Source organism: Neoroseomonas eburnea (assembly GCF_018129005.1).
Classification (GTDB): domain Bacteria; phylum Pseudomonadota; class Alphaproteobacteria; order Acetobacterales; family Acetobacteraceae; genus Neoroseomonas; species Neoroseomonas eburnea.
Genome location: NZ_JAAEDL010000013.1, coordinates 12,433 through 35,550, shown reverse-complemented (window position 1 = coordinate 35,550; position 23,118 = coordinate 12,433). Strand labels below are relative to the sequence as shown.

At 71.8% G+C, this 23,118-nt stretch carries 20 protein-coding genes; 10 read left to right on the top strand and 10 right to left on the bottom strand.

Annotated elements, in window-relative coordinates:
• The first annotated feature begins 40 nt into the window (after positions 1–40).
• The 3 genes from GXW74_RS14175 to GXW74_RS14165 are packed head-to-tail and all read left to right on the top strand — an operon-like array spanning position 41 to position 3,601.
• The gene (locus tag GXW74_RS14175; RefSeq protein ID WP_338148235.1) at positions 41–1,882 is read left to right on the top strand and encodes a gamma-glutamyltransferase family protein; all 1,842 of its coding nucleotides are present in this window, start codon (positions 41–43) and stop codon (positions 1,880–1,882) included.
• The gene (locus GXW74_RS14170; protein WP_211847173.1) at positions 1,882–2,724 is read left to right on the top strand and encodes a hypothetical protein; all 843 of its coding nucleotides are present in this window, start codon (positions 1,882–1,884) and stop codon (positions 2,722–2,724) included. Before GXW74_RS14175 ends, GXW74_RS14170 begins: the two co-directional genes overlap by 1 nt.
• Before the next feature lie 52 nt (positions 2,725–2,776).
• Positions 2,777–3,601 (top strand): amidohydrolase family protein, encoded by an 825-nt coding sequence (locus tag GXW74_RS14165; protein WP_211847172.1) that lies wholly within the window; start codon positions 2,777–2,779, stop codon positions 3,599–3,601.
• 304 nt (positions 3,602–3,905) lie between these two features.
• Here the strand turns inward: GXW74_RS14165 and GXW74_RS14160 are convergent, their stop codons facing one another.
• Positions 3,906–4,397: a flavodoxin family protein gene (locus GXW74_RS14160; RefSeq protein WP_211847171.1), complete on the bottom strand. Its 492-nt coding sequence runs from the start codon at positions 4,395–4,397 to the stop codon at positions 3,906–3,908.
• A gap of 49 nt (positions 4,398–4,446) precedes the next feature.
• On the opposite strand from GXW74_RS14160, the gene GXW74_RS14155 reads away from it, so the two are divergent.
• On the top strand, positions 4,447–4,842 hold the full coding sequence (locus tag GXW74_RS14155) for a carboxymuconolactone decarboxylase family protein (RefSeq protein ID WP_211847170.1): 396 nt from the start codon (positions 4,447–4,449) through the stop codon (positions 4,840–4,842).
• A gap of 237 nt (positions 4,843–5,079) precedes the next feature.
• Positions 5,080–5,874 carry a response regulator transcription factor gene (locus GXW74_RS14150; protein WP_211847169.1) on the top strand — a complete coding sequence of 265 codons (795 nt, stop codon included), beginning with the start codon at positions 5,080–5,082 and terminating at the stop codon, positions 5,872–5,874.
• Here GXW74_RS14150 and GXW74_RS14145 read toward each other — a convergent pair.
• On the bottom strand, positions 5,841–7,913 hold the full coding sequence (locus GXW74_RS14145) for an ATP-binding protein (RefSeq protein ID WP_211847168.1): 2,073 nt from the start codon (positions 7,911–7,913) through the stop codon (positions 5,841–5,843). The genes GXW74_RS14150 and GXW74_RS14145 overlap by 34 nt on opposite strands.
• Before the next feature lie 355 nt (positions 7,914–8,268).
• Here GXW74_RS14145 and GXW74_RS14140 point away from each other — a divergent pair, with 355 nt between their 5' ends.
• Positions 8,269–8,730 carry a response regulator gene (locus GXW74_RS14140; RefSeq protein WP_272877286.1) on the top strand — a complete coding sequence of 154 codons (462 nt, stop codon included), beginning with the start codon at positions 8,269–8,271 and terminating at the stop codon, positions 8,728–8,730.
• 285 nt (positions 8,731–9,015) lie between these two features.
• Here GXW74_RS14140 and GXW74_RS14135 read toward each other — a convergent pair whose 3' ends face one another.
• From GXW74_RS14135 to GXW74_RS14110, 6 genes are all read right to left on the bottom strand, one after another.
• Positions 9,016–11,169: an ATP-binding protein gene (locus GXW74_RS14135; protein WP_211847167.1), complete on the bottom strand. Its 2,154-nt coding sequence runs from the start codon at positions 11,167–11,169 to the stop codon at positions 9,016–9,018.
• Between the two features lie 123 nt (positions 11,170–11,292).
• Positions 11,293–13,056 carry a thiamine pyrophosphate-dependent enzyme gene (locus tag GXW74_RS14130; protein WP_211847166.1) on the bottom strand — a complete coding sequence of 588 codons (1,764 nt, stop codon included), beginning with the start codon at positions 13,054–13,056 and terminating at the stop codon, positions 11,293–11,295.
• A gap of 64 nt (positions 13,057–13,120) precedes the next feature.
• Positions 13,121–16,264 carry an efflux RND transporter permease subunit gene (locus GXW74_RS14125; protein WP_211847165.1) on the bottom strand — a complete coding sequence of 1,048 codons (3,144 nt, stop codon included), beginning with the start codon at positions 16,262–16,264 and terminating at the stop codon, positions 13,121–13,123.
• Positions 16,265–16,283: 19 nt separating this feature from the next.
• On the bottom strand, positions 16,284–17,399 hold the full coding sequence (locus GXW74_RS14120) for an efflux RND transporter periplasmic adaptor subunit (protein ID WP_211847164.1): 1,116 nt from the start codon (positions 17,397–17,399) through the stop codon (positions 16,284–16,286).
• A 73-nt stretch (positions 17,400–17,472) separates the two neighbouring features.
• Positions 17,473–18,465, bottom strand: coding sequence for an ABC transporter ATP-binding protein (locus GXW74_RS14115; protein ID WP_211847163.1), 993 nt, complete (start codon positions 18,463–18,465; stop codon positions 17,473–17,475).
• Positions 18,462–19,514, bottom strand: coding sequence for an ABC transporter ATP-binding protein (locus GXW74_RS14110; RefSeq protein ID WP_211847162.1), 1,053 nt, complete (start codon positions 19,512–19,514; stop codon positions 18,462–18,464). Before GXW74_RS14110 ends, GXW74_RS14115 begins: the two co-directional genes overlap by 4 nt.
• A 191-nt stretch (positions 19,515–19,705) precedes the next feature.
• Here GXW74_RS14110 and GXW74_RS14105 point away from each other — a divergent pair, with 191 nt between their 5' ends.
• From GXW74_RS14105 to GXW74_RS14090, 4 genes are all read left to right on the top strand, one after another.
• Positions 19,706–20,197: a DUF6790 family protein gene (locus GXW74_RS14105; RefSeq protein WP_211847161.1), complete on the top strand. Its 492-nt coding sequence runs from the start codon at positions 19,706–19,708 to the stop codon at positions 20,195–20,197.
• Between the two features lie 35 nt (positions 20,198–20,232).
• Positions 20,233–20,487 (top strand): Lrp/AsnC ligand binding domain-containing protein, encoded by a 255-nt coding sequence (locus GXW74_RS14100; RefSeq protein WP_211847160.1) that lies wholly within the window; start codon positions 20,233–20,235, stop codon positions 20,485–20,487.
• Positions 20,488–20,501: 14 nt separating this feature from the next.
• Positions 20,502–20,699, top strand: a complete 198-nt coding sequence (locus tag GXW74_RS14095; protein WP_211847159.1) for a hypothetical protein — start codon at positions 20,502–20,504, stop codon at positions 20,697–20,699.
• Between the two features lie 154 nt (positions 20,700–20,853).
• Entirely contained in the window at positions 20,854–21,093 is a 240-nt protein-coding gene (locus GXW74_RS14090) for a hypothetical protein (protein WP_211847283.1), read from the top strand.
• Between the two features lie 7 nt (positions 21,094–21,100).
• Here the strand turns inward: GXW74_RS14090 and GXW74_RS14085 are convergent, their stop codons facing one another.
• A complete protein-coding gene (locus GXW74_RS14085; protein WP_211847158.1) occupies positions 21,101–22,597 on the bottom strand; it encodes an amidase in 1,497 nt (498 codons plus the stop codon).
• Complete coding sequence (locus tag GXW74_RS14080; RefSeq protein WP_211847157.1) at positions 22,594–23,097, bottom strand: macro domain-containing protein; 504 nt, start codon at positions 23,095–23,097, stop codon at positions 22,594–22,596. The genes GXW74_RS14085 and GXW74_RS14080 overlap by 4 nt, the downstream gene beginning before the upstream one ends.
• Positions 23,098–23,118 lie beyond the last annotated feature (21 nt).

The following is a 23,118-nucleotide window of genomic DNA, read 5'->3' as shown; positions in this document are numbered from 1 at the left end:
TGCGCGACGACGATCGGCGCAAGACCGAGGAACCGCCCACATGTCCGCCGTGTCGCCGGAAATGATCGGCTTCCCCGCCAAGGAACCGCCCCGCATGTTCACCACCCGCCCCGAGATCATCGGCACCTTCGGCGCCGTCGCCTCCACCCACTGGCTGGCGAGCCAGGTCGGCATGGCGGTGCTGGAACGCGGCGGGAACGCCTTCGACGCGGCGGCTGCCGCCGGCTTCACGCTCCAGATCGTCGAGCCGCACCTGAACGGTCCGGGGGGCGACTGCCCGATCATCCTGCACAGCGCACGGATCGGCACGCAGCAGGTCATCTGCGGCCAGGGGCCGGCGCCGGCGGGGCTGACGGTCGCGCATGTGAAGGACCATCTCGGCCTCGACATCATGCCCGGCACCGGGCTGCTGGCCACGCCCATCCCCGGCGCCTTCGATGCCTGGATGCTGATGCTGCGCGACCACGGCACCTGGGGCGTGCGCGACGTGCTGGCCTACGCCATCGGCTATGCCCGCCATGGCGCGCCGATGGTGCCGCGCGTGCGCGCGACGATCGAGAGCGTGCGGCCGCTGTTCGAATCCGAATGGCGGACCTCCGCCGCGCTGTGGCTGCGCGATGGCGGGCCGGAGCCGAACGGCCTCTATGCCAACCCGACTCTCGCCGACACCTATGAACGCGTGGTGCGCGAGGCCGAGGCCACCGGCGGCAGCCGCGAGAAGCAGGTCGATGCCGCCCGCGCCGCCTGGTACCGCGGCTTCGTCGCCGAGGCGATCGGCCGCTTCGCCGCGAGGACCGAAGCGATGGACACCTCCGGCCAGCGCCACCGCGGCGTGCTGACGGCCGACGACATGGCGCGCTGGTCCGCCGGGATCGAGGCACCGACGACGCTCGACTACCATGGCCATACCGTCCTGAAGTGCGGACCATGGAGCCAGGGCCCGGCGATGCTCCAGACCCTGGCGCTGATGGCCGGCTTCGACGTCGGCGCCATGGACCCGGTCGGCGCGGACTTCATCCATCATGTCATCGAGGCGCAGAAGCTCGCCTTCGCCGACCGCGAGGCCTTCTACGGCGACCCGGACTTCACCGACGTGCCGATGGCGACGCTGCTCTCGCCCGCCTACAACGACGCCCGCCGCGCGCTGATCACCGACCGCGCCTCGCTCGACTTCCGCCCCGGCAGCCCGGACGGCCGCGCGCCGCGCACGGACTACGCCGCCGCCATCCGCCGCGCGCAGGACCTCGCCGGGGCGATGGGGTCGGGCGAGCCGACCGTCTCCCGCCTCGGCGCCGCCGGCGGCGACACCTGCCATGTCGATGTCATCGACAAGGACGGCAACATGGTCAGCGCCACGCCCTCGGCCGGCTGGCTGCAATCCTCGCCGGCGATTCCGGAGCTCGGCTTCTGCCTCGGCTCGCGCTGCCAGATGTTCTGGCTGGATGAGACGCTGCCGAACGGCCTCAAGCCCGGCAAGCGGCCGCGCACCACGCTCTCGCCCTCGATGGTGCTGCGCGACGGCAAGCCCTGGATGTCCTTCGGCACGCCGGGCGGCGAGCAGCAGGACCAGTGGCAGCCCATCATGCTGATGCGCATGATCCACCACGGGCTGAACATCCAGCAGGCGATCGACCTGCCCTCCTTCCACTCGGAGCACTGGATCAGCAGCTTCTGGCCGCGCGGCGCCAAGCCCGGGAAGGTGGTGATCGAAGGCCGCTACGCGCCGGAGGTGCTGGCCGACCTCACCGCGCGCGGCCATGTCGCGGAAATGGGCGGCGAATGGTCCGAGGGGCGCCTGACGGGCGCGCGGCGCGAACCGGACGGCACCATCCGCGCCGGCGCCAATCCGCGCGGCATGCAGGGCTACGCGGTCGGACGCTGATGCGCGTCCTCGTCGCCCTCGTCCACTACTTCAAGGCGGAGGAAGGTTCGCGCCATTCCTCCACCGATGCGCATCGGCGCGACCAGCGCGCCGCCGCGCTGCGCGTGGCGATCGATTCCTGGCGCGGCACCTTCAGCGCGACGACGGCGCTCAACATCGAGACCAAGCGCTTCGAGCGCATCCGCGGTACGGTGGACGGGCTCGACATCGTCGTGCTGACCAATGGCACCGACCATCTGCTCGACGAGGAACACGCCAAGGCCCGCGGCGTGCGGCATGTCACCGTGCAGGTGGACAATCCGCGCCTGCTCGGCTTCGCCGCGCAGCGCCTGTTCGCGGACACGCGGAACACCTACGACCTGTTCTGCTTCTCCGAGGACGACCTGCGCGTCGCCGACCCCGGCTTCGTGGCCAAGATCGCCGCCTTCCAGGACGCCTTCGGCTGGCGCCGCCTGCTGATGCCGAACCGCTTCGAGTGGAACCCGAAAGGCCCGACGCTCAAGACCTGGATCGACGGCGACCTGCGCCCCGCTGCGACGGAGCGCTGGCGCAACCCGCTGCCGGACGAGGAGTTCCTGCGCCTCGGCCCCACCACCTTCCGCCGTGCGCTCAATCCCCACAGCGGCTTCCATGCCGTCACGGCGACGCAGCTCGCCTATTGGATGCGCCAGCCGCATTTCGGCGACGGGGATTGTGCCTTCATCTCGCCGCTGGAAAGTGCGGCGACGCTCGGCGTGATGAAGACCTTCCCGGTCTACAAGGCCTTCGGCCCGGATGCCGGCTTCCTCGAGATCGAGCACCTCGACACCCGCTTCTCCGGCATGAGCCTGCCGCGCGCCTGAGATTGCGTGGCGCGCCCCAGGGGCGGAGACTGGCGCGAAAGGGGAACGCGCCATGAAGATCATCGACGCCCAGGTGCATATCTGGGGCAGCGGCACGCCGAGCGGCGACCACCGCCAGATCTCCGTCTTCAGCGCCGAGCAGGCGCTCGCCGAGATGGACGCGGCCGGCGTGGACGCCGCCATCCTGCACCCGCCGGTCTCCTGGGACCCCGACGCCAACGCCATCTCCGAAGCCGCCGCGGCGCGGTATCCGGATCGCTTCGCCGTTCTCGGCCAGGTGCCGCTCGACACGCCGGAGGCGAGCCGGCCGCTGCTCGCGCGCTGGCGCGACCGCCCGGGCCAGTGCGGGATGCGCTACCCGCTGGTGCGCGCCGACCAGCGGAGCTGGCCCTTCGACGGCACGCTCGACTGGCTGTGGCCGGCGGCGGAGGAAGCCGGCCTGCCCGTTGCCACCATGGCCTGGCGCTTCCTGCCGGAATTCGCCCGCATCGCCGAACGCCACCCGCGCCTGCGCCTGATCATCGACCATTGCGGCCTGATCCGGCACGAGAAGGGCAAGGCGGCCTTCGCCAACATCGATGAGGTCACCGCCCTGGCGCGCCATCCGAACGTCGCGCTCAAGGCGACCGGGGCGCCGGCCTACTCGCTGGAGCCCTACCCCTTCCACGACATCCATGACGGGCTGCACCGCCTCTATGACGCCTTCGGGCCGGATCGCTTCTTCTGGGGCACCGACATCACGCGCATGCCGTGTTCCTGGACGCAGTGCATCACCCTGTTCACCGAGGAACTGCCCTGGCTGCAGGGCCCGCCGATGGAGCGCGTGATGGGCCGCGGCATCTGCGAGTGGATCGGCTGGCGGAAGCCGTTCGGCTGACGAAGCTCTCCGAGAGGGGCCTTGCCCCTCTCGGGCTCACCCCACCAAAGGCCGAAAGGCCTTTGGAAACCGATACCTGATACCAGCGGCACGAGTTCTTGACCCGTGCCGAGGCCGCGAATGTGGTCCGTCGAAGCCAGGCAAACCGGAGGTTTGCGCCCGGCGTCTGAGGGCTCGAAAAAGCCTCATGCCAACGGTCGCGAATAGCGGCCGCTGGTATGAGTCACCGCGGGTCCAGGGGACCGCAGTCCCCTGGTGGGGGAGTCTGAGGGGGCGACGCCGCCTCATCCTCGCCCGTCGTCACCTAGAACATCCCGATCGCCATGCCAGCGGCGAGCGTCGCGCCGAGTTCCTCGCACCGCGCGATTTCCTCCGCTGCGATGATCTTGGGCGCAAGGATCGCCTCCGGCGTCTGCGCATGGGTGCAGACGATCAGCGGTTCCGCCACCGCGCGCAGCCGCCAGCCGGTGGCGATGCGCGCCACCTGCCGCGCCGCGTTCGAACCGTCGCTGCCGGCGCAGATCATCAGCGCATAGGGCCGCCCCTCGATGCGCCCGAGCACCGGGTAGTAGGTCCGGTCGAAGAAGTCCTTCATCACCCCGGCGATGGCGGCGAGGTTCTCCGGCGTCGCGAAAAGGTAGCCCTCGGCCGACAGCACGTCCTCGGCCGAGGCATCGCGCGCCTCCAGCAGCCGCACCCGCACGCCCTCGCCCTCCGCCGCGCGCGCCGCCGCCGCGGCCATCTGCCGCGTGCCGCCCGTCATGGAATGGAAGACGACCAGCAGCGTCTTCGTCATCGCCCCGTCCGCGCCTAGGATTGCCGGACCAATGATGGGAGCGGGACGCATGGATGACGAGTCGGCGCACGAGGCCCTGCGCAGGACAGGACGGCAGGCGATGCGGGAGGTGCTGGGGGACGCCTACATGGCCCGCCGCGATGCCTCCACCACACCGCTGAACCAGGCGCTGCGGCACCTGTCGGAGGAATTCCCCTACGCCTCGCTGTGGACGCGCGGGACGCTGACGCGGCGGGAACGCAGCCTGGTCACGCTCGGCATCCTCTCCGCCCTCAACCAGCACCACGAGCTGCGCGGCCACCTGGTCGGCGCCATCAACAATGGCTGCACGCCGGAGGAGATCGCCGAGGTCCTCACCCATTCTTCAGCCTATGTCGGCTTCCCTTACGCGATCGCCGCGCTGCGCACGGCGGAGGACGTGCTGCGGGAGATCGGCGCCGTCTGAGGGCGGGCCCGCTTCGGCCATGGGCGTGATCCGGCTCGCCGCATGCCGGCGAGACCGGTGCCGGGCGCGTGAACCCGATCCGGGGGGGACGTTGAGCCCAGCCGGCGGTCTGGCCACCCCAGCGGCGGGGTGTCGTTCGACCCGGCAGCGTGATATTTTCTCGCCTCGGCGACACGCGCCGCCCAATATGCCGACCCCGGCGCGCGCGGCATGTCGCGTCGCCCCGCGGAACCGACGATGACCTTGAACGAGGACACCGACCCCACTCCCGGCCGCATCGAACGGGCGCCGGAGCGCGACACGGGCACCAGTTCGGAGCCGCCCCGGATCCTGGTCGTCGAGGATGACGACGCCATCGGCGAGGAACTCGCCGCCATCCTCCAGGCCTACGGCATGCAGGCGCTCCGGGTCGCGGACTGGGACTCGGCGATGCAGGCGATCGCCGCCGCGCCGGTGGACCTCGTCATCCTCGACCAGTGGCTCGGCAGGGTCGATGCGCTGACCGTCCTGCCGCAGATGCGCGCCGTCACCCCGGCGCACATCGTGATCCTGACCGGCAACAAGGCCGAGTCCGATCGCATCGTCGGGCTGGAGGTCGGCGCCGACGACTTCCTGCAGAAGCCGATCTCGGGGCGCGAGCTGGTGGCCCGCGTGCGGGCGCATCTGCGCCGCCAGGCCCCTGCCCGACCGGCCGCAGCCGAACCGCCCGCGCCGGCGCCCGCGACGACAGCCGAGCGGTGGCGCGTCGCGGAAGGGGCGCGCCGCGTCCTCGGCCCGGATGGCGAACCGCTGCCGCTGACCGGCACCGAATTCGACCTGCTGATGGCCCTGATGGAGACGCCTGGCGAACCCGTGGACCGCGCGGTCCTGTCGCAGCGCATCCTCAAGCGTCCCTACCGGCCGGAAGACCGCGCGATCGACAACCTGGTGCACAATATACGGCTCAAATTCGGCGGCGAGCGGGGGGCCTCCGTCATCACGACGGTCCGCAACAAGGGCTACGCCTTCACGGGATTCCCCGGCGCCGTCTGATCGGCGCCGCCGCCCTCCTCCGGCGCGGCCGGCAAGGTCAGGGTGAAGACGGCACCTTCCGTCCCGTTCTCGACCGCGATGCTGCCCCCCATGGAGGCCAGCAGCCCGTGGCAGACGGCGAGGCCGAGCCCTGTCCCCTTCTCGAGCTCCTTGGTCGTCACGAAGGGTTCGAAGATGCGCGGCATGACCTGCGCGGGAATGCCGCCGCCGGTGTCGGCGATGCGCAGCGTGACCCGCCCCGGCGGGCCGGCCGTGGCGGTGATGGCGATGGCGCGGCGGGCGTCGAAGGGCTGCTGGATGATTGCGTCCCGCGCATTGAGCAGCAGGTTGGTCAGCACCTGCTCCAGGCCGATGCGGTCCCCCAGCACGCGGAGCGGCGGGGTTCCGAGGTCGATCCCGATCTCGATCTCCTGGTCGCGCAGGCTGTGCCCGATCATGGCCAGCACGCCCTCCGCCACCTGGTCGAGGCCGACCGCGGATGGGGCCGCCCGGTCGTCGGCGCCGCGGGCGAAGCGGCGGAGATGCTCGATGATGTCGCCGGCGCGCTGCGCCTGGCCGATGATGCGCTCGAGCCGCCGATTGAGCTCCGGCGCGCCGAGCGACGCCGAGGCGAACTGCGCGTTCTCGGCGGCGAGGGAGATGGCCTGCAGCGGCTGCTTGAGCTCGTGCGCGAGGCCGGCCGCCATCTCGCCGAGCGAGGCGAGGCGCGCGCTGGTCAGGGCACGGCCGCGCGCCTCCCGTTCGGCGGTGACGTTGAGGATGTAGCCGACGATGTCGCCGCCGCCATCCGGCCGCAGCGCCAGCCGCCGGCAATGCGTGCGCATCCAGCGCCAACTGCCGTCCGGCTGGCGCAGCCGCCATTCCTGCTCCGCCGAGCCGCTGCGCAGGGATTCGCGCAGCAGCGCCTCGACGCGCGGATCCTCGGGATGGGTCTGCTCCGCCATGCCGTCCTCGCGCGGGAAGGCCTCGGGGGGCCAGCCGGTGACCGCCTCGATCGCGCCGCCGCGGTAGAGCAGCCGGGAGGTGCCGTCCGCGGCAACCTCCCGCAGGAAGAGCACGGCTGGCAGGCCGCCATGCAGCCGCTCCACCTGCTCGCGGCCGCGGCGCAGCGCCTCGGCCTGCCGCTGCACGTCCTTCAGCGCCTCCCGCCGGCCGGCCCAGGCAAGCGCCGCCAGGCCAAGGCCGAAGGCGAGGAAGCCGAGGGCGAGCCAGCCGATGACGCGCCAGGCGGCCTGCGCCTGCTCGCTCGCCGGACGTGCGACGACGACGGTCCAGCCAGGCGCGGTCATCGGCCGCTCCATGGCGTAGATGTTGTCCCGGCCCGACCAGCCGGGACCGATGATGATGCCGCGCTGCCGGCCGGCGATGGCCCCGCGGACCCAGTCGGGCGCCTCGGCGCCCGCGCGCTCCCCATTCGGATCCATGGTGTGGGCGACGATGCGCAGCCGGCCGTCGGCGATCGCGGCAAAGGTCCCGCCCGGAAGATCCTGGCGCGCCAGGATGCGTCGCATGAGTTCCGGACCGAAGGCGAGCCCGAGCGCCTGGCGGGGCGCATGCTCCCGGTCGACGGGCACGATCACGGCGATGATCGCGTGGGGCAGTTCGGCGACGGTGAAGAGGTCCGACACCGCCGGAAGGCCGCGCCCGAAGACGTCGGCCATCGGCTCCGCGAGGCTCGCGACGACATCGGCCGAGAGCGCGGCCGGCACCTCCCGATTCACCCGCGGCGCCGAGACCGCGAGCAGCCGGTGCTCGGGCGGGCCGCTGAGGACCGCGATCCAGCCTTCGAAATGCGCCGCCTGGCGCGCGGCACTGCGCTCGAAGGCCGCGATGTCGGCAGGGGGATCGAGATAGGAGGATTCCGAGATGGCGGTTGCGGTCAGCATCATCGCCGCGAACTGCGCGTCGACCGCCGCGGCGAGCGCCCGCGCGGTCTCGCGCAGGCGCGCCTCGTCGGCAGCCTGGTAGGAGCGCAGCGTCTCGAAGGTCATGACGCCCGAGAAGGCACCGAGAGGCAGCAGGGCGCCGATCGCGAGCATCACCATCCTGGCCCGCCACCAGGGCGAGCGCGGCGCGGCCCCATCCGGCCGGTCTGCCGTCACGCCCCGGTCACGCCGCGCGCCTGCGCGCGCCGCATCCCACCTTGGCGCGGCGCGCTGGGCATCGCGGGGCAGACCACGCGGGCGGCCCGAGGCGCGCTCAGTTTGATCATGCCGTCCTTCTCACGCGGAACGTCCTGGAGGTGAAGGTCGTTTTTTGTCGGGGCCGGCCAGCGATTCTTGCCGGGGCGGATCACCCGTGGGAGCGTCACCTCCGGCCCGAAGGGCTCGCCGGACGCCGCCGCGGCGTGTTCGGTGCCACTCCCCCCCCCCCGCCGGCAGGGACCATCAGCCGATGTGCCTCACCTTCGAGCCCGCGATGCAGGACACCGGGTCGACCTCCACGCACTCCGTCGTGCTGGTCGTCGACGACGAACCCATTGTCGCCAGCGAACTCGCCGCCGGCCTTCGCGACCTGGGACATGAGGCGAGCCACGCGGTTTCCGCCTTCGCGGCCATGCGGATCCTCGCGGCCAGGCCCGAGATCGGCGTCCTCGTCACCGACATCCGCATGCCCGGCACGGACGGCATCACCCTGGCACGGGCGGCGGCGGAGGCGCGCGGCGAGGCCGCGACGCTGGCCGTGGTGCTCATCACCGGCCACGCGACCCCGGAAGAGCTCGCCCTGGCCATGCCGGACGGCACGGCCGAACTCGTGCGCAAGCCCTTCCGCCTGCGCGACATCCAGGCCGCGATCGTCCGGGCGCAGCGGCGGGCCGCCGAGCGGCGCGGCATGGTGCACGCAGCCCAGGGCTGATGCCGTTCGCCTCGCCGGCAATCGGGTCATCGGCAGGGCAACCGGCGGAAGCGGGCAGGATTGGCGTAGCGGCTACGACTGAGGCGGCAGCCACGCACGAAAAGACGAATGCCACCGGTCGCGAACGGCGCCCGGTGGCATTCGTCCCTTCGTGCCCTCGCGCGCCGCCGCCACGCCAGCCCCGCCCGGCACGGCGCGGCCGCCGGAAGGCTGGCCGCTACGGCACCCCCGGCGCGCGAAGGCCGGGAAATGCGCATCGTGATGCGGTCGGGCCCGCCGCCGGCGTCACGCCGGAATGGAAGGCACCGGCTCGTCCGTCGCAGGCATCCGCTCCGTCGCGGCGGGCAGGGTGATGGTGAATTCCGCCCCGCCCCCGGCATTTCGGCAGGCGATGGTCCCGCCGAAGCTCGTGATGATGCCGTGGCAGATGGACAGGCCGATGCCCGTGCCTTCCCCCGGCGGCTTGGTGGTGAAGAAGGGGTCGAAGATGCGGCCCAGCAGCGCCGGCGGCACGCCGCCGCCATTGTCCCGCACGCAGAGCTCGACGCTGCCTTGCGCCACCTGGCGGGCGGCGATGCCGAGCCTGCGGCCCTCCCCGCCTGGCGGGAGTCGCATCAGGGAATCGCGCGCATTGATCAGGAGGTTCACGAGCACCTGCTCGAGCTGCACCTGGCGCCCGCGCACCTCGGGCAGATCCTCCGGCAGGTCCACCGTCACCTCGACCTCGGCCTCGCGCAACGCGGAGCGTACCAGCAGCAGGCCACCCCGCACCGCCGCCGCCGGATCGGCGGCACCGATCGGCGTGCCCTCGTCGCCGCGCGCGAAGATGCGCAGGTGGTCGATGATGTCGCGGGCACGCTCGGCCTCGCCGATGATGATCTCGTGCCGTGCCTCGACGCCCGGCCCGTTGCCGCGCCGGAAGGCGCGCTGCGCATTCTCCGCGGCGAGCAGCATGGCGGCGAGCGGCTGGTTCAGCTCATGCGCCATGCCCGCCGCCATCTCGCCGAGCGTGGCGAGCTTGGCCGCGGCCGCCGCCTTGGCCTCGACCTCTCGCGCCGCCGAGACGTCGGTCAGCGAGCCGACGATCTCGAGCGTGCCGTCGTAGCGGCGCCCCAGGGAGCGCGCGCGTTCCACCACCAGCAGCGTGCTGCCGTCCGGGCGCGCCATGCGGTATTCGCGCTCCGCCGCGCCGGCGTCGCGCAGGCGGGCGGCGAAAGCACCGGCGCTCGACCGCGCCTGCGCATCGGCGCGCTGTGCCCAGGCGGCGGGCGTCCAGCTCTCGGGGTCCCGCGGCCAGCCGGTGACATCCCCGACGCTCGGGCTGACATAGAGCAGCGACAGGGCGCCATCGGCACCGATCGCCCCGCGATAGACGACGAAGGGAAGGTTGGTCAGCGTCTCGTCGAGCTGCGCGAGCGTGATCCCGGCACGCCGGCGCGCCGCCCACAGCCCGGCCGCCACGCCGAGCGCCAGCAGCAGCAGCAGCAGCCCCGCCACCGCGAGCCGCAGCGTCGAGGCGGCATGCCCGGCAGCGGCGAGGATGCGGGCGGTTTCGACCGCGGAGACGGCGACGATGGAGGTGCCCTCGACGCGCCGGAAGGCGAGCAGCACCTCCTTGCCATCCAGGCTGCGGCCGTGCGCGCTGCCGGACCGGTCGCCGCGCAGCAGGGCGGCATGGACGCCGTCGGACTGGTTGGTCAGCCGCTGCCCGATGCGGGTCTCCGGATCCAGCGTGCGGGCCAGCACCGCGCCGTCCACGTCGCGGAACAGGGTGGTCAGCTCGCCGCGCGCCGAGGGCAGGGAACCCAGCGAAGCCAGCCCGCGGGACAGCGCGACCGGATCCAGGGACACCACACTGACGCCCAGGAAGCGGCCGTCGGTGTCGTAGATCGCCCGGCTCATCTGCACGCTCCAGCGCCCGGAGGTGCGCCCGACGAGTGGCGCGCTCACATGCAGCCCGCTCTCCTCGCCCATGGCGTGCACGCGGAAATGCTCGCGGTCGGCCAGGTCCACGGGCTGCCAGCCGTCGGTCGTCGAATAGGTGAGCAGCGCATCGGCGCCGATGGCCGCGACCTGAAGCACGAGGCCCGCCCTGGCGCGGGCGACCTCGGCGAGATGGCTTTCGATGGCCGTGACGGCGTCGCCGGGTTCCCCGCGCGCCACCAGCAACTCGCGAGTCCGTGCCAGGGCGTGAAGCCCCTCCACATGCGCGAGCGTACGCAGCAGGTATTGCTCGGCCGCGCGGACATCGGCCTCGGCGAAGGCGAGGCCCTCGGTGACGGCGAGCCGGCGCTGCCGGGCCACGTAGCTTTCCGTACCCAGCAACACGGTGCCGGCGATCGCCGCCCATGCCAGCAGGAATGCCAGCGCGAGTCGGGGCAGGAAGCGGGATTGGGCGCGGAAGGACAGCATGCAGAACCGGGGGGGAACAGCGGTCATCCTAGGGCCCGCGGCAGAGCCCGCCCAAGGCGGAATGCACGAGGCCCACCCCACCGGGGAAAGAGGCGCCCCGGGGCCGCGCCGGGTCCGGGGGGATGCCCTCCCCCCGAACCCGGCGGCGCTTCAGCGTGTGCGCGGGCCGGTGCGCCGCGGGGCCGGCGTGCGGCTCGCCTGGGCCGGCACCGGACCGGCCGTCCCGGCTGCCGCCTTCGTCGCCTGGGCGCGAAGCTCGGCGATGGTGGCGCGGTTGGTCACCTGCTCGGGGTTGGTGCGGACCTCGACGATCGCCGGCTTGCCCGACGCGAGCGCGCGCTGCACCGCCGGCACCAGCTCCTCCGTGCGTTCCACGATCTCGCCATGGCCGCCGAAGGCCTCGATGAACTTCGCGAAGTCGGGATTGGTCAGCGCGGTGCCGGACACCCGGGCCGGGTAGGCGCGCTCCTGGTACATCCGGATGGTGCCGTACATCTGGTTGTTGAAGACCAGGATCACCGGGTTCACCGAGTGGTGGAACGCCGTCGCGATCTCCTGCCCCGTCATCAGGAAGCCGCCGTCGCCCACGAAGGCGATCACGGCGCGGTCGGGATGGGTGATCTTGGCGCCGATCGCCGCCGGCACGGAGTAGCCCATGGCGCCGTTGGTCGGGCCGAGGAAGTCCTGCTTCTCGCCGAAATGCATGAAGCGGTTCGGCCAGGTGGCGAAATTGCCGGCGTCGGTGGTGAAGATCGTGTCCTCGGGCAGGACCTTCTCGAGTGCCTGCAGGGCGGTCGCGAGGTTCAGCGGCCCCTCGTAGTCCTGCGGCTCCGCCTGTGCGAGGCGTGCGGCGCGCAGTTCCTTCGTCCAGCCGCCCCAGGCCGGCGACTTCACCGCGCCCGCGGCCTTGGCCGCGGCGGCGAAGGCGTTCACCTCGGAGACGATGCCGAGGGCGGGCCGATAGACACGCCCGATCTCAGCCTGGTCCGGATAGACGTGCACGATCGGCGTCTCGCCGGCCATGTCGAAGAGCGTGTAGCCCTGGCTCACCGGCTCGCCGATGCGGGTGCCGATGGCGAGGATGAGGTCGCTCTCCTTCGCCTTGGCCACCAGCGAGGCATCGGCGCCGACCCCGAGATCGCCGACGTAGTTGGGCGAGGTGCCGTCGAACAGCCCCATGCGGCGGAAGGCGACGGAGACCGGCAGGTCATTGGCCAGCAGCCAGTCGCGGATATCGGCCTTGCCCTGCGCGGTCCAGCGGGACCCGCCGAGGATGGCGAGCGGCTTCCGCGCCTTGGCGAGCATCTCCATCAGCCGCGGCAGCGCATCCGGCGCCGGGTTCGGCGGCAGCACCTCGGCCGGGCCGATATCGGGCACGGCCGCGAGTCGCTTCTGCATCTCCTCGCTGATCGCCACCACCACCGGACCGGGCCGGCCGGAGGTCGCGACGTCGAAGGCATGGGCCATCAGTTCGGGGATGCGCTTCTCATCGTCGATCTGCGTCACCCACTTCGCCAGCGGGCCGAACATCTGGCGGTAGTCGACCTCCTGGAAGGTCTCGCGGTCGGTCTCCTCGACCGGGATCTGGCCGACCAGCAGCACCAGCGGCGTCGAGTCCTGGAAGGCGACATGCACGCCGATCGCCGCGTGGCAGGCGCCCGGGCCGCGGGTGACGATGGCGACACCCGGCCTGCCGGTCAGCTTGCCGTAGGCCTCGGCCATGTGGACGGCGCCGGCCTCGAAGCGGCAGGTCACGAGTTGCAGGCGATTGCGCACCGAATACAGGCCATCGAGCAGGTCCAGGTAGGATTCGCCCGGCACGCAGAAGGCGTGCGTCACGCCCTGTGCGACCAGCGCATCCGCCAGCAGCTTTCCCCCCGTACGCCCGGCAGGGGCGCCCCGTCGCTCGGTCATCCGGCCATCCTTCTCGTGGTCATGGCAGCAAGGGGCGGGAACCTATCCCGTCCCGCCGGCCGCGTCACTCCGCCGGCTGCGGCCCGTGTCCGTGGCCCTTGTCGGGGCCCGCGCCCTGCCGGGCTTCGAGCGCGGCGAGCTTCGCCGCGATCGCCCCGATCGGCCGGGTGTACGGCGCCAGCAGCAGGTACAGCGCCGGCACCGCGTAGAGCGTGACGAAGGTCGACAGCGTGATGCCGCCGACGATCACGACGCCGAGCGCGGAGCGGCTTTCCGCTCCCGCCCCGGTGGCGATGGCCAGCGGAACGGCACCCAGCACGGTGGCGATGGACGTCATCAGGATCGGCCGCAGGCGCACCACCGAGGCTTCCAGCACCGCCTCGCGCACGGTCATGCCGCGGTCGCGCAACTGGTTGGCGAACTCGACGACGAGGATGCCGTTCTTAGCCATCAGGCCGATCAGCAGGATCATGCCGATCTGGCTGAAGACGTTGAGCGACTGGCCCGTCCACCACAGCGCGAGCAGCCCGCCGGTCACCGCGAGCGGCGTCGAGAGCAGGATCACGAAGGGGTGGATGAAGCTCTCGAACTGCGCCGCCAGCACCAGGAAGACCACCAGCAGCGCCATGGCGAAGGTGACGTAGAGAGCACCCGAGGATTCGCGGAACTCGAGCGACTGCCCGCGATAGGCGATGCGTGCCTCGGCCGGCAGCACCTCCCGCGCGACACCATCGAGGAAGTCGAGAGCATCGCCCAGCGAGTAGCCCGGCGCGAGGGAGGCCGTGATGGTGATGGCGCGCACGCGGTCCTCGCGCGCGAGGGTCTGCGCCCGCGCGCGCTCGGACAGGGTGACGACGTTGGACAGCGGCACCAGTCCGCCCGAGGCCGTGCGCACGAAGACGTTCTGCAGGTCGTAGGGCGACAGGCGCAGATCGTCCGGCGCCTGGAGCAGCACCTTGTATTCCTGTCCGCCCACCACGTAGGTCGTCACCTCGCGCGAGCCCATCATCGTCTCGATGGTGCGGCCGACCGCGGCGATGGAGATGCCGAGGTCGGCGGCCTTGCGCCGGTCGATCTCGACGCGGACCTCGGGCTTCGTCTCCTTGAAGTTGTGGTCGAGGTTGAGCAGCCGCGGATTCTCCCGCGCGCGTTCGAGGAACCGGTCGCGCCACTGGATCAGCGTATCGTAGTCCGGCCCGCCGATGACGAACTGCACCGGCGGCTGGAAGCCGCGCTGGCCGAGCGAGGGCGGGTTCAGCGCGAAGCCGCGCACGCCGGGGACCGCAGCGATGGCCGGGAAGACCTCGGCGGCGATCTGCTGCTGCTTGCGCGTGCGCTGCGCCCACGGCGCCAGGCGGATGAAGATGTTCGCCACATTGCCGATGGCGGGCCGCTGGAAGCCGCCCACCGTCGCGAAGACCGCCGTGGCCTCGCCGCTCTCCACATAGCGCTGCAGCAGGCGCTCGATCTGCATCACGTGCTCGATGGTATAGGGGAAGGAGGCGCCCTCCGGCCCGGTCGTCGGAATGATGACGACGCCGCGGTCCTCGGTCGGTGCGAATTCCTTCGGCAAGGCGGTGTAGAGCACCACCGCGAAGGCCGAGAGCAGCGCGGAGGCGCCGAGCACCAGCAGCGGCGCCCGCAAGGCGCGGTCGAGCGTCCAGCGCAGCAGGTTGTTCATGCCGAGGAAGAAGGGCTCGGTCAGGCGCACCAGCCATGTCTCGCCCTGGTGCGGCTTGAGCAGCTTCGAGCACATCATCGGCGTCAGCGTCAGCGCGATGAGGCCCGAGAACAGCACCGAGGCCGCGAGCGCGAGGCCGAATTCGGTGAACAGCCGCCCGGTATTGCCGCCCATGAAGGACAGCGGCACGAAGACCGAGATCAGCACCAGCGTCGTCGCGACGACCGCGAAGGCGATCTCCCGCGCGCCGTAGAGGGAGGCGAGCAGCGGCTCCTCCCCCTCCTCGATCCGGCGGTGTATGTTCTCGAGCACGACGATGGCGTCGTCCACCACGAGCCCGATCGCCAGCACCAGGCCGAGCAGCGTCAGCACGTTCACCGAGAAGCCGAGCGCCGCCATGGCGATGAAGGAGGCGATGATGGAGACCGGGATGGCCACCGCCGGGATGATCGTCGCCCGCACGCTGCGCAGGAACAGGAAGATGACGCCGATCACCAGCAGCAGCGCGATCATCAGCGCGTGCTCGACCTCGTAGATGGACTGGCTGATGAACAGGCTCTCGTCATAGCCCGTCATCACGTCCACGCCCTCGGGCAGGGAGGGGCGGATCAGCTCCATCTCCGCCTTCACGCCGTTGGCGACGGACAGCGTGTTGGCGGTGGACTGGCGGAGGATGCCGAGGCCGATGGCCGGGCGACCATTGATGCGGTAGGCGCCGCGGGTGTCCTCCGCCGCGACCTCGATGCGCGCCACCTCGCCGAGCAGCACCTGGGCGCCGCCGGCCCCGCGCACCACCACCACCTCGCGGAACTGCTCGGGGCGGCTCATGCGCGTGTCGGTGCGCACGGTCAGCTCACGCGCCGTGCTCTCGATGCGCCCGCCGGGCAGCTCGACATTCTCGCGCCGGATCGCCTCCTCGATGTCCTGCACCGTCAGGTTGCGCGCCGCCATGGCCTGGCGGTCGAGCCAGATCCGCATGGCGAAGCGCCGCTCGCCCGAGATGATGACCTGCGCCACGCCCTCGACGATCGCCAGCCGGTCGACGATGCGCCGCCGCGCGATGTCGGTCAGGTCGAGTGGCGAAAGCCGGTCGGAGGCGAGCGCGATCCACAGGATCGGCCGGCTGTCGCCGTCCACCTTGGCGACGACGGGCGTGTCCGCCTGTTCCGGCATGCGCGCGAGCGCGCGCGCGACGCGGTCGCGCACGTCGTTCGCCGCCGAATCCACGTTGCGTGTCAGGCGGAATTCCAGCGTGATCTGGCTGCGCTCGTCGCGCGACTGGGAGGAGATGGTCTTGATCCCCTCGATGCCGGCGACGGCGCCTTCGAGGATCTCGGTGATCTGGCTGTCCACCACCGGGGCGGAGGCGCCCGTATAGGTGGTGGTGATCTGGATGATGGGCGGATCGATCGCCGGGTATTCGCGGATCGGCATGCGCAGCAGCGCGAAGAGGCCGAGCACGGTGAGCAGCAGGCTGATGACGGTCGCGAAGACCGGCCGCTTGATCGAGACGTCGGAAAGGACCATCGCCGCCCGCCCTCCCCGCTCAGCTCGTCGGCCGCGCGAGGGTCTCGACCACCCGCACGGGCAGGTCGTTGCGCAGGCGCTGCACGCCGCGGACCACCACCGGCTCGCCGGCGTTCAGCCCTTCCCTAACCTCGACCTCGCCCGGCAGGCGCAGGCCGAGCCTGACCTCCTGCCGGCGCGCGCGGCCGTCGCGCACGACGAAGACGTAGGCGCGGTCGCCGACCGGGTCGATCGCCTCCTCGGCAACCAGCAGCGCGCGCTCGCGTTCCTCCAGCACCAGTTCCACCGTGAGGAACAGGCCGGGGCGCAGCGCCTCGTCCGCATTGTCGAATTCGCTGATGACGCGCACCGATCGCGTCGCCGGATCGATGCGCGTGTCGATCACCGCGACCGTGCCCTGAAAGCGGCGCGCGCCGTAGGCGCTGCTGCGCGCGGTCACGCCGCTGCCGACGCGGATGCGCGCGAGATGCACCTCGGGCACAGAGAACTCGACGCGCACGCGGGAGGTGTCGTCCAGCGTGGTGATCGGGGTTCCGGGCTGGATCAGTGCGCCGGGGCTGACCTGGCGCAGGCCGACGCGGCCGGCGAAGGGGGCGGTCACGCGCAGCTCCTCGAGCCGGGCCTCCGCCTGGCGCACCCGTCCCTCCGCCTGGCGCGCGAGCGCCTCCAGCGTCTCGAGCCGCTGGGCGGCGATGGTGGCGCCCGGCTGGAGCTGGCGCGCGCGCACGAGCTGGTTGCGCGCGTCGTCGAGCAGGGCGCGCGCCTGGTCGAGCTCGGCCCGCAGAGCCGCGGCGTCGAGCTGCACCAGCGCCTCGCCGGCAGCGACGCGCTGGCCTTCGGCGAAGCGGATCTGCTCCACCATGCCGGCGACCTTGCTGGTGATGATGACGGCTTCCCGCGCGCGGACCGTGCCGACGCTCTCGACCTTCTCCACCACCGGGGCGACCCGGACCGCCTGGACGATCACGCCCACCGGCCCGCCGGCGGCGCCACCCCCGGCGGCACGCTGGGACCCCGACTTCACGCCCAGAAGTTCGAGCGGCGGTGGCAGCCCCACCCTGTCGCCATAGAGGTGCCAAGCCGCGCCGGCGCCGCCGAGCAATGCCAGCACCGCCACCTGGGTTATGGTCCGCATTCCGTGTCCGCCCCGCGTTCCCGTCTATGTGACGCCGCCGGCCGCAATCCACAAGACTCCGGACCGCGTCGCCTCACGCCGCCGGCACGCGGATGCAGCAGGCCATGCGGCCGCCGCCGGCGAAGCGGGGTTCGGGCACGGCCGCCGTGCAGGCGGGCTCGGCGAAGGCGCAGCGCGGCGCGAAGGCACAGCCGGCGGGCAGGCATTCGAGGCTCGGCGGCGCGCCCGGGATCGTCGTCAGCCGCTTGCCGCGCATGCCGGCATGCACCGTCGCACCGAGCAATCCCTGCGGGTAGGGATGCAGCGGACCAGCCATGAACGGCCCGATCGGCCCTTCCTCCACCACCCGGCCGGCATACATCACCGCGACCCGGTCGGCGATCTCGCCCGCCACGCCGAGGTCGTGCGTCACGAAGATGACGCCCATGCCGAGCTTTTCCTGCAACTCGCGCAGCAGCAGCAGCACCTGGATCTGCACCGTGGCGTCGAGCGCGGTGGTCGGCTCGTCCGCCAGCAGCAGCTTGGGTTTGCAGGCGAGCGCCACCGCAATCATGGCGCGCTGACGAAGGCCGCCGGACAACTCATGCGGGTAGGCCGCGAGACGACGCTTCGCGGAGGGGATGTGCACCAGTTCCAGCAATTCGAGCGCCCGCGCATCCGCCGCAGAACGCGACACGCCCTCATGCCGCTGCACCGCCTCGGCGATCTGGCGGCCGATGGTGAAGACCGGGTCGAGTGCGGTCATCGGCTCCTGGAAGATCATCGCCACGTCGCCGCCGCGGAAGGCCGAGAGCTGGCGCTCGTTCATCGCCTGCACGTCGCGGCCGGCGACTTCGATCGTCCCGCCGACCTTCGCCCGCTTCGGCAGCAGTCCCATCAGCGCGCGCAACGTCACCGACTTGCCGGAGCCGGATTCACCCAGCAGGCACAGCACCTCCCCCTGCGCCAGGTCGAGGTCGACGCCGTTCACCGCGTGGATGGTGGCGTCGCGGGAGACGAAGCGCACCGTCAGGTCGCGGGCGCGGACCAGCGGGGCGGGCGCGGCGGGCTTCAGGGCGGCGCTCATGCGGCGATCCTCGGCGCGGCGGAATGCCCGCTGCCCGGCATGGCGGCATGGCAGGCCGCTTCGTGCCCGGCGCTGAGGCCGGCGGCCACGGGCTCGCGCTCGGCGCAGACCGCCTCGGCCATGGTGCAGCGGGTGCGGAAGCGGCAGCCGGAGGGCGGATTCACCGGATTGGGCGGGTCGCCGGTCAGCGGCGGCTCGGTGCGCCGCATCGCCGGGTCCATCGAGGGGCGGGAGGCGAGCAGCGCGCGGGTGTAGGGATGCGCCGGACGCTCGTAGATCTCCTCGACCGGGCCGTGTTCGGCCACCTTGCCGAGATACATCACCAGCACGCGGTCGGAGATGTACTGCACCACGTTCAGGTCGTGGCTGATGAAGGCGTAGGTCAGCCCGAACTTGTCCTTGAGGTCGACCAGCAGGTTCAGCACCTGCGCCTCGACCGACTTGTCGAGCGCCGAGACCGGCTCGTCGAGGATCACCAGCCTCGGCTGCAGCGCGAGCGCGCGGGCGATGTTGATGCGCTGGCGCTGGCCGCCCGAGAGCTCATGCGGGTAGCGCCGGGCGAACTGGCCGGGCGCGAGGCCGACCGCGGCGAGCAGCTCATGCGAGCGCTCCCGCGCCTCGTAGGCGGAGACGCCGTGCACCTTGGGGGCGAAGGCGATGGTCTCCTCGATGGTCAGGCGCGGGTTCAGGGAGGCGTAGGAATCCTGGAACACCATCTGCACCTGGCGGCGGTAGTCGCGCAGCGGCATGCCGCCCGCCTGGTCGTTGCCGCCGACCGTCTCGCCGTCGAAGATCATCTCCCCGGCGTCGGGTTCCACCAGCCGCATCAGCAGCCGAGCGGTGGTGGATTTGCCGCAGCCGGATTCGCCCACGATGCCGAGCGTCTCGCCCTTCAGGATCGTCAGATCGACGCCGTCCACCGCGCGCACCTCGGCCACGCGGCGGCCGAGCAGCCCGCCATGGATCGGGAAGTGCTTCACGAGCCCCTTCACGGTGAGAAGCGGCTGGGCGGGGCCGCCGCGGTCCGGCGCCTGGGTGATGACGGTCATGCGATGACGCGAAGCAATCGCCGTGCCGCGCCCGGCGGGGGTGGCGACTCCGGGCGTGGCGGAAAGCTGCCCAAGTCTTGGGCGGGCCGCCCGCGCATGCGCCACGGCGCCGGGGGCGGACCACGGAGGCACTGCCTGTGCTATCGGAGACGGCACGATCCCTGAAAGGCGGCGATGCGCCGAATCCTGGCATGGCCGACCTCATCCGCCTGGTCCTCAGCCACCTGCCGATCATCCTCCTCGTCGCCGCCCTGCTGATCGCCGCGCTGCGGCGGGACGGGCAGCCGGCGGCGCGGCGCCTTCTCGACTGGCTGCTGCTGCTGGCGGTGGGGGTGGAAACGCTGTGGGCCGGGCTGTTCCACATCTTCGCCCCGCACGTCGCGGCGGCCTCGATCGGCTGGCAGGTCAGCCCGTTCCAGTTCGAGGTCGGCGTCGCGGATGCCGCCATCGGCGTGGTTGCCATCGCCGCCTTCCGGCGCAGCCTCGCGTTCAAGAGCGCGGTGGTCGCGTATATCAGCCTGTTCTACGCTGGTGTCGCGGCCGGGCATGTCATCCAGGCGGCGCAGGCCCATGACTTCGCGCCGAACAATTTCGGCCTGCTTCTGCTGATGACGATCGTGAAGGCCCTGGCGCTGCCCCTGCTTCTTTGGCGGGCCTGGACATGGGAAACTCGGCGCGCCTGAGGCGGTTCGCCGGCACAGAATTCAAGGACCTTCGGATGCGCGCGATCTTCGTGATGATCAAATGCGAAATGGGCCAGGCCTACCGGGTGGCCCGGGAAATGGCCGACGGCATCGAGGAATTGTCGGAGATGCACTCCATCTCCGGCCAGTACGACCTGCTCGGGAAGTTCTACCTGGAGCCGGACCGCGACATCGGCCTCTTCGTGGTGGAGAAGGTCCAGACCGTGCCGGGCGTGAAGGACACCTACACGCTGCAGACCTTCAACGCCTTCTCGGGCCAGCGGGGCTGAGGCGCCGCCGCGCCGTGGAACGCCGCATCCCCCTGCCCGGCACCCGCTGCTGCCTCCTCATCGCCGCCGCGTTGCTCGCCGGATGCGGGTCCGCCGCCGGCCCATCCGAGACGGCGCAGGACCGTCCGGTCTCGATCCGGGTCGGCGGGTCGCTCGCCGTCACCGGCGCGGCGGTTTCCCAGTCGCGGGGGCAAAGCGGCACGCCGCGCTGAACCTCCACCGCGCCGGGTACCGCCGCGATCGGCGAAGGTGACGCCCGGTTACGAAGCGCCTCGCCGCGGCCTTGTTTCGGCCGCGAGACCTCCCCGCCCGTGGTGTCTGCTTCCTCGCATGACGAAGCCTTCACCGCTGCGGAGGAGTCCCGCCATGCGAGCCATGCCGATCCTGGCCCTCGGGGCCGCGCTGCTCACCGCAGGCTGCTACGACGCCTATGGCCGGATGGACCCGACCCGCACCGCGCTGCTCGGCGCCGGCATCGGCGCGGCGGCGGGGCTCGGCGTCGCCGCCGCGTCCCAGCCGCGTTACGACTACGGTCCGCGCCACTACCATGCGCCGCCGCCGCGGGCCTATTACGGCCCGCCGCGGGGCTACTACCGGGGCTGGTAGGGCGGGATCAGTCCCAGCCCACGGCGCCCGGCATCTCCTTCACCGGCGGTGCCGCCTTCAGCGCCGCGAGATCCGGTGCCGGGCGGCTCAGTGCGGCGTCGCCCGCGAAGGCCTCCTCGATCGCCGCGGCGACGCGCAGCAGCAGCGCATCGCCGCCGCGCGGGCCGACCACCTGCAGGCCGAAGGGCATGCCGTTGCGGTCGAGGCCCATCGGGATCGACACCGCCGGGTGGCCGCACAGCGTCACATAGTAGGCCATCGCCAGCCAGTGGAAGTAGGTGCGCGTCGGCTGGCCGTCGATCTCCGCCGGATACAGTTCCTTCCACGGCCGCGGCGAGACAGTGATCGCCGGCGTGATCAGGATGTCGTGGCGGGCGAAGAAATGCTGCCAGGCGCGGTACATGCGCGTCTGCGCCGCCAGCGCCCGCGCCGAATCCTCGAGCGTGTAGCGCAGACCTTCCTCGACATTGGCGCGCACGTTCGGGCCGACATCCTGCGGGCGCGTCCGCACCTTCTCCAGATGCGAGGTCAGGAAGCCGGTGGCGCGCAGCACCTCGAAGGCCTCGTCGCCGCCGCGGCAATCGGGGCTCGCTTCGTCGGCCGAGCCGAACATCGGCGCGATGGCCCGCGCGCGGCCGGCGAAGATGTCGCGGATGTGCTTCTCGACCGGCGCCTGGCCGAAATCGGCGCTGACGGCGAGCCGCAGCGAGCCGAGGTCGATCGGCTTCACCGGGTAGTACATCTCCGGCACGCCCCGCCCCGCCGCGCCGTGCAGCGTGTAGGCCAGCGGATCGGCCGCATCGTCGGACGCCATGGCCGAGAGCATCAGCGCCGCATCCTGCACGCTGCGCGCCATCGGCCCGAGCACCGGCAGGCCCGACCAGCCATGCGCACGCTTCTCAGACGGCACCAGCCCCGGCGAGGGCCGGTAGCCGACGATGCCGTTGAACGCCGCCGGGTTGCGCAGCGACCCGCCCGTGTCCGAGCCGGAGCAGATCGGCGCCATGCCGCAGGCCAGCGCCACGCCCGAGCCGCCGGAGGAACCCGCCGCCGACTTCGTCGGATCGAAGGGATTGCCCGTCACGCCATAGACGGCGTTGCGCGTATTGGCCCCGGCGCCGAATTCCGGCGTGTTGGTCTTGCCGATGACGATCGCGCCCGCGCGGCGCAGGTTGGCGACCATGGTGCAGTCGGCCTCGGGCACGAAGTCGGCGAAGATCGGGCTGCCATAGGTGGTGCGCAGCCCCTTCGTCTCCTCGAGGTCCTTGATGCCCACCGGCAGGCCGTGCAGCGGGCCGAGCGTCTCGCCCCTCATCACCGCCTGTTCCGCGGCCTTGGCGGCGGCGCGCGCGGCGAGTTCGTCCATCGCCACCATGGCGTTGACGGCGTGGTTCACCTCGGAGACGCGCGTGAGGCAGGACTCCAGCAATTCGACCGGGGAAAGCGCCTTGCGCCCGATCAGGCGCCGCGCCTCGACCGCGGAGAGATCGCAGGCTTCCGTCATGGACCGATTTCCTTCACGTACATGTCGAGCGTGTGCTGGTCGAAACAGGCGAAGGTGACCTCCACCTCGCCATGGCGCGCAATTTCCTCCCGGACCGTCGCGACGGCAATCCGTGTCGCCTGGTCGAGCGGATAGCCGAAGATGCCGGTGGAGATGGCCGGGAAGGCGATGGAACGCCCGCCAGCCTCCCGCAACAGCCGCAGGGATTCGCGGTAGCAGGAGGCGAGCAGCGCCGCCTCCCCTGCCCCGCCGCCGTGCCAGACCGGGCCGACGGCGTGGATCACGTGCCTCGCCGGCAACGCGAAGCCCGGGGTGATGCGGGCCTCCCCGGTCGGGCACGGGGCGACGCGGTCGCAGGCCTCGGCCAGCTTCGCCGCGCCCGCCGCCCTGAAGATCGCGCCGCAGACGCCGCCGCCCTGCGCCAGGCGTTCATTCGCGGCATTCACGATCGCATCGACGGGCAGCGTCGTGATGTCGGCACGGATGGCATGGAGCGGCATGGTCGTGACCTCCCTGGCCAC

Coding starts and splice junctions, on each gene's coding strand:
- GXW74_RS14175 (WP_338148235.1), top strand. CDS start 41: ATGTCCGCCGTGTCGCCGGAAATGATCGGCTTCCCCGCCAAGGAACCG.
- GXW74_RS14170 (WP_211847173.1), top strand. CDS start 1,882: ATGCGCGTCCTCGTCGCCCTCGTCCACTACTTCAAGGCGGAGGAAGGT.
- GXW74_RS14165 (WP_211847172.1), top strand. CDS start 2,777: ATGAAGATCATCGACGCCCAGGTGCATATCTGGGGCAGCGGCACGCCG.
- GXW74_RS14160 (WP_211847171.1), bottom strand. CDS start 4,397: ATGACGAAGACGCTGCTGGTCGTCTTCCATTCCATGACGGGCGGCACG.
- GXW74_RS14155 (WP_211847170.1), top strand. CDS start 4,447: ATGGATGACGAGTCGGCGCACGAGGCCCTGCGCAGGACAGGACGGCAG.
- GXW74_RS14150 (WP_211847169.1), top strand. CDS start 5,080: ATGACCTTGAACGAGGACACCGACCCCACTCCCGGCCGCATCGAACGG.
- GXW74_RS14145 (WP_211847168.1), bottom strand. CDS start 7,913: ATGCTCGCGATCGGCGCCCTGCTGCCTCTCGGTGCCTTCTCGGGCGTC.
- GXW74_RS14140 (WP_272877286.1), top strand. CDS start 8,269: ATGTGCCTCACCTTCGAGCCCGCGATGCAGGACACCGGGTCGACCTCC.
- GXW74_RS14135 (WP_211847167.1), bottom strand. CDS start 11,169: ATGACCGCTGTTCCCCCCCGGTTCTGCATGCTGTCCTTCCGCGCCCAA.
- GXW74_RS14130 (WP_211847166.1), bottom strand. CDS start 13,056: ATGACCGAGCGACGGGGCGCCCCTGCCGGGCGTACGGGGGGAAAGCTG.
- GXW74_RS14125 (WP_211847165.1), bottom strand. CDS start 16,264: ATGGTCCTTTCCGACGTCTCGATCAAGCGGCCGGTCTTCGCGACCGTC.
- GXW74_RS14120 (WP_211847164.1), bottom strand. CDS start 17,399: ATGCGGACCATAACCCAGGTGGCGGTGCTGGCATTGCTCGGCGGCGCC.
- GXW74_RS14115 (WP_211847163.1), bottom strand. CDS start 18,465: ATGAGCGCCGCCCTGAAGCCCGCCGCGCCCGCCCCGCTGGTCCGCGCC.
- GXW74_RS14110 (WP_211847162.1), bottom strand. CDS start 19,514: ATGACCGTCATCACCCAGGCGCCGGACCGCGGCGGCCCCGCCCAGCCG.
- GXW74_RS14105 (WP_211847161.1), top strand. CDS start 19,706: ATGGCCGACCTCATCCGCCTGGTCCTCAGCCACCTGCCGATCATCCTC.
- GXW74_RS14100 (WP_211847160.1), top strand. CDS start 20,233: ATGCGCGCGATCTTCGTGATGATCAAATGCGAAATGGGCCAGGCCTAC.
- GXW74_RS14090 (WP_211847283.1), top strand. CDS start 20,854: ATGCGAGCCATGCCGATCCTGGCCCTCGGGGCCGCGCTGCTCACCGCA.
- GXW74_RS14085 (WP_211847158.1), bottom strand. CDS start 22,597: ATGACGGAAGCCTGCGATCTCTCCGCGGTCGAGGCGCGGCGCCTGATC.
- GXW74_RS14080 (WP_211847157.1), bottom strand. CDS start 23,097: ATGCCGCTCCATGCCATCCGTGCCGACATCACGACGCTGCCCGTCGAT.